The sequence below is a fragment of the Amycolatopsis sp. NPDC003865 genome, from assembly GCF_053605345.1.
In genome coordinates, this window is the sequence record NZ_JBSGJA010000052.1 from 1 (window position 1) to 4,861 (window position 4,861).

Annotated in this window: 5 protein-coding genes and 1 pseudogene; 2 read left to right on the top strand and 4 right to left on the bottom strand. The window is 72.5% G+C overall.

Annotation, left to right across the window (positions count from 1 at the left end; all coding sequences use genetic code 11):
• Positions 1-324: DUF1932 domain-containing protein (locus tag ACWEVP_RS50210; RefSeq protein ID WP_452069707.1), on the top strand; the 324-nt coding region annotated here is incomplete at its 5' end.
• Here ACWEVP_RS50210 and ACWEVP_RS50215 read toward each other — a convergent pair.
• A complete protein-coding gene (locus ACWEVP_RS50215; RefSeq protein ID WP_452069708.1) occupies positions 308-1,345 on the bottom strand; it encodes an NADPH:quinone reductase in 1,038 nt (345 codons plus the stop codon). The two genes, ACWEVP_RS50210 and ACWEVP_RS50215, sit on opposite strands and share 17 nt — an antisense overlap.
• 440 nt (positions 1,346-1,785) lie before the next feature.
• On the opposite strand from ACWEVP_RS50215, the gene ACWEVP_RS50220 reads away from it, so the two are divergent.
• Entirely contained in the window at positions 1,786-1,917 is a 132-nt protein-coding gene (locus ACWEVP_RS50220; RefSeq protein ID WP_452069709.1) for a hypothetical protein, read from the top strand.
• Positions 1,918-1,933: 16 nt separating this feature from the next.
• Here ACWEVP_RS50220 and glgC read toward each other — a convergent pair whose 3' ends face one another.
• The 3 genes and pseudogenes from glgC to ACWEVP_RS50235 form a co-directional block, all read right to left on the bottom strand.
• On the bottom strand, positions 1,934-3,151 hold the full coding sequence (gene glgC / locus ACWEVP_RS50225) for a glucose-1-phosphate adenylyltransferase (RefSeq protein WP_452069710.1): 1,218 nt from the start codon (positions 3,149-3,151) through the stop codon (positions 1,934-1,936).
• Positions 3,148-4,302 (bottom strand): glycogen synthase, encoded by a 1,155-nt coding sequence (gene glgA / locus ACWEVP_RS50230; protein ID WP_452069711.1) that lies wholly within the window; start codon positions 4,300-4,302, stop codon positions 3,148-3,150. Before glgA ends, glgC begins: the two co-directional genes overlap by 4 nt.
• Before the next feature lie 94 nt (positions 4,303-4,396).
• Positions 4,397-4,861: pseudogene (locus tag ACWEVP_RS50235) on the bottom strand (glycosyltransferase); the annotation flags it as partial.

A 4,861-nucleotide genomic window follows, 5' to 3' on the forward strand; every position in this document is an offset into this window, starting at 1 on the left:
GGGCTGGCGTTGTTCGACGCCGCCACCGCGCTCACCGAACCCGCGCTGGTCCCGGCGAAGCTGGACCTGTCCGGCGGGCCGGTCGCCGCTGTCCTGCCGGCCACGCCGCTCGGCGCTCCCGGCGGGATCGCCTCGGCCGCGGCGCGGGCGTGGCGGTGGGAGGGCGAGATGGCCGAGATCGCGGAAGCCTGCGCCGCCGCCGGGCTGTCACCGGCGCTGCTCGACGCCGTGCGCGAGCTGTTCGGACGCTGGCGCGAGCACCGCGACGACGACGGCGTCACCCTTCCCGAGTTGCTTCAGGCGCTGGTCACCCCGCCGGGGTGACGTCGATCAGCACCTTCCCGGTCACGCCTTCTTCGGACGCGGTGTGCGCCTTCGCGGTTTCCTCCAGCGGGAAGCGGTGCACCGGCACGCCGCGGTCCTCGCCGAGCAGCAGGGCGCCGTCGGCCATGGCCGCCGTGACGTCTTCGGCGCCGGCGCGCAGCTTGTCCGCGCCGACCGTGTAGAGCACCAGGAACTGGTAGCGCGTGTTGAGCCACAGGTTCGCCCCGAAGTCCAGGCTGAGCGTCGCGCCGCCGCGGTCGTTGCCGTAGACCGCGACCGTGCCGCGCGGGCGCAGGACCTCGGTGTGCAGCTGCGCGTTGACCCCGGCCGCGACCTCGACGACGAGGTCGACACCGTCCGGCGCGACCTCGCGGATCCGGGCGGCCAGCTCGGGATCGGGGTAGCGGAGCACGTGCTCGGCGCCGGCCGCGCGGGCGAGGGCGGCCTTCTCGTCGCTGCTGACCGTGGCGATCACCGTGGCGCCGGCCCAGCGGCCGAGCTGGATCGTGGCGTTGCCGACCGCGCCGGCGCCGCCGCTGACCAGGACCGTCCGGCCGTCGAGGGCGCCGGGGGCGAGCCGGGCGGGCCCGTCCTCGGCGACCGTCAGCGCCCGGTGCGCGGTGAGACCGGGGACACCGAACCCGGCGCCTTCGTCGAACCCGGCGTCGTCCGGCAACGGCACCAGCTGCGCCGCGGGCAGGATCGTGTACTCCTGCGCGGTGCCGGCCGCGGGCCCGTGGGTGCCGGCGAGGATCAGCCACACGCGGTCGCCGGGGGAGAAGCCGGTGACGTCCGGGCCCACCGCGTCGACGACGCCCGCGCCGTCCTGGTTGGGCACGGTGTCGGGCGTTTCGGTCCCGGCCTCGGCGCCGCGGCCGAGCCGGGCCTTCCAGTCGGTGGGGTTGACCGCGGACACGACGATCCGGACGCGGACCTCACCGGGCCCGGGGTCCGCGACGGCCCGCTCCGACAGCGACAGCACCTCGGGTCCGCCGTGGCGGCGGTAGACGACTGCTTTCATGCCCGGTGCAATCCCGGGGTACGCCGGGATATTCCCGGGTCGCCGGAAAAGCGAATCCGCGCCACCGGGCGAAATCGGCGAAAAACAAGCGCCACGCGGGTGATCCCCCGGCCGGGCGATTTTCGGTGCTGCCCGAGCGAAATCGGCCGTCGTCGCAGAAACTGGGCGCGTGGGAGAGGAAAAGCGCAGTCCGGGGGACGAGCGGCCGAAGCGCGATGACGGGGAACCGACACCGATCTTCGACGCCGTGTTCAGCGCCACGCGCGCGCGGACCAATACGAACAATCCGCCGGGGGACCCGGACAAAACAGCACGGTGAAAAGCGTCCGGGGGAACCGGGCGCGGCCGAGTTCCCCGCCGACCTGCGGCACTTTGCTCGACGTCCGCAGTGGACATGTAGCATGTCGTCGGCACGGGCGTCGGCGGTCGAGGAGCGGAACGTGGCCAGCGTGGTGAACAGCATGATCGCCGCCGAGCACGCGGCCGGCGCCACGATCTCGGAGCTGGCCGAACGCTGGGGCATCGACCCGCGCCAGGTGGTCGAGCGCCTCTCGGCGGCCGCCCGTTCCTGACGGCCGCCGCGCCGCTTCAGATCGCGCGTTCTCCCTTGCCCAGCACGACGATCCCGCCCTCGCTCACGTGGTAGTGCCCGCGGTCGCGGGCCAGGTCGACCCCGATGTGCGCCCCCGGCGGCACCACGACGTTCTTGTCCAGGATCGCCCGCCGCACCACCGCGCCGCGGCCCACGCGGGCGCCGTCGAGCAGCACCGACCCCTGCACGACCGCGCCGTGCTCCACCAGCACGTCCGGCGACAGCACCGAATCCACCACCTGCGCGCCGGAGATGATGCAGCCGTTGCTGACGATCGACTGGTTCGCCGAGCCGCCCTCGACGAACTTCGCCGCCGCGCGCTGGCCCGGGTGGGCCAGGATCGGCCACTTGCGGTTGTAGAGGTTGAAGATCGGGTGCGTGGAGATCAGGTCGGTGTGCGCCTCGTAGTAGCTGTCGATGGTCCCGACGTCGCGCCAGTAGCCGTGGTCGCGTTCGGTCTCGCCGGGCACCACGTTGCCGTTGAAGTCGTACACCGCCGCCTCGCCGGACTTCACCAGCGCCGGGATGATGTCGCGGCCCATGTCGTGGTGCGACGCCGCGTTCTCCGCGTCCGCGTGCAGCGCCTCCAGCATCACCTTCGTCGTGAAGATGTAGTTGCCCATCGACACGTACGACTCCTCGGGGGAGTCCGGCAGGCCCGGCGGGTCGTCGGGCTTCTCCATGAACGCGTCGATCATCAGCCCGTCGGTGGTCCGGATGACGCCGAACGAGCTCGCCTCCGCCCGCGGCACCCGGATCCCGGCCACGGTCACCCCGGCCCCCGAGGCGATGTGGGACTCCAGCATCTGCCGCGGGTCCATCCGGTAGATGTTGTCCGCGCCGAACACCGCGATGTACTCGGGGTCCTCGTCGTAGACCAGGTTGAGGCTCTGGTGGATGGCGTCGGCGCTGCCCTGGTACCAGCGCGGGCCCAGCCGCTGCTGCGCCGGCACCGGCGTCACGTACTCGCCGGTCAGCGACGACAGCCGCCACGTCGTCGAGATGTGCCGGTCGAGCGAGTGCGACTTGTACTGCGTCAGCACGCACAGCCGCCGGAACCCGCCGTGCACCAGGTTCGACAGCACGAAGTCGACCAGGCGGTGCACGCCGCCGAAGGGCACGGCCGGTTTCGCGCGGTCGGCGGTCAGCGGCATCAGCCGTTTGCCCTCGCCGCCCGCGAGCACGATCCCCAGCACGTCGGCTCCAAGATTCACGACGACCTCCCGCACGCTTCGTAGAGGGCGACCGTCCGCTCGGCGATCGCCTTCCAGCCGAACTCGCCGACCGCGCGCTCGCGGCCGGCACTGCCCATGTCGGCGGCCCGGTCCGGGGAGCCCACCACCTCGTTGAGCGCGGCGGCCAGGCCCGCCTCGAACCCGGCCGCGTCCTGCTCGTCGTAGTGCACGAGCAGCCCGGTGCGGCCGGCGTCGACGACCTCGGGGATGCCGCCGACGTCGCTGGCCACCACCGGCGTGCCGCACGCCATCGCCTCCAGGTTCACGATGCCCAGCGGTTCGTAGACCGACGGGCACGCGAACACCGCGGCGTGGGTGAGCAGCTGCACGACCTCGTTGCGGGGCAGCATCTCCGGGATCCACCGGACGCCGGTGCGGGTCTTCTCGAGGTCGGCGACCAGCCCGCGGAACTCCGCGTCGAGCTCGGGGGTGTCCGCGCCGCCCGCGCAGAGCACCAGCTGGACGCCGGGGTCGAGCGACGCACCCGCGCGCACCAGGTGCGGGACGCCCTTCTGGCGGGTGATCCGCCCGACGAACAGCACGTAGGGCCGGTCGGGGTCGATGCCGTGCTTCACCAGCGCTTCGGTGCTCGGGTCGGGCCGGTAGAGCCCGGTGTCGATACCGTTGTGGATCACGTGCACCCGCTCGGGTGGCACCGCGGGGTAGGCGGCGAGGACGTCGCGGCGCATGCCGCCGCTGACCGCGACGATCGCGTCCGCGGCTTCGTAGGCCTCGCGTTCGATCCACGACGATACGCGGTAGCCGCCGCCGAGCTGCTCGGCCTTCCACGGCCGCAGCGGCTCCAGCGAGTGCGCGGTGACGACGTGCGGGATGCCGTGCGTCATCTTCGCCAGGTGCCCGGCCAGGTTCGCGTACCACGTGTGGCTGTGCGCGAGGTCGTGGCCCTCGAGGGCGTTCGCCATGGACACGGCGATGTCCATGGTCGTGAACGCGGGCTGCCGGTAGCCGTGGGGATCGGTGTGCCCGGTGGCGTCGGGGCGGTCCGCGCCCCAGCAGTGCACGTCGAGGTCGACCAGCGGCCGCAACTCCCGGGCGAGGAACTCCACGTGAACTCCGGCGCCGCCGTAGACCTCCGGCGGGTATTCCCGGGTGAGCAGGCCGACCTTCATGACCGAAACCCTATGGCAGCCCCGGCCGGTGGCGCAGTCTGGCGTCCAGGGGAATCTTCGGAGTTCTCGGTCACCGCTCAGATGAGCGCGAGGATCAGAGCCCGTAGAGGCGGGTCCAGTTCTCGCGCGAGGTCAGCTCCGGCATGGCGCGCTTGTACTGCTCCTGGACCGCCGCGCCGTCCCGCCGCAGGCGCTGGATCACCCGGATGCCGCGTTTGGCCAGGTCGAGGGCCCTGGCCCGGTCGTAGGAGCGGACGCGGACGCCTTCCTGGTTCGCATCCGTCACGAGCACCGTGCCGAACAGCGACGTGTGCCACCAGTGGGCCTCGTCGGCCGGCACGGCGCCGAGGCCGAACCGGTGCCGGCCGGTGGTCTGGTCCAGCAGCCGCTTGAGGAGGACGACGAGGGTCCGGCTCGGCGGCGGCGCGCTGTTGATGATGCCGATGTCGTTGGAGGCGATGCCCGGGACGTCGGTGGCCTTGTGGCGCTTGGTTTCGGGGTAGGCGTCGCGGATGCGGCGGATCTCCTGCATCGCCTCGACACCGCCGTCACGCAGGAT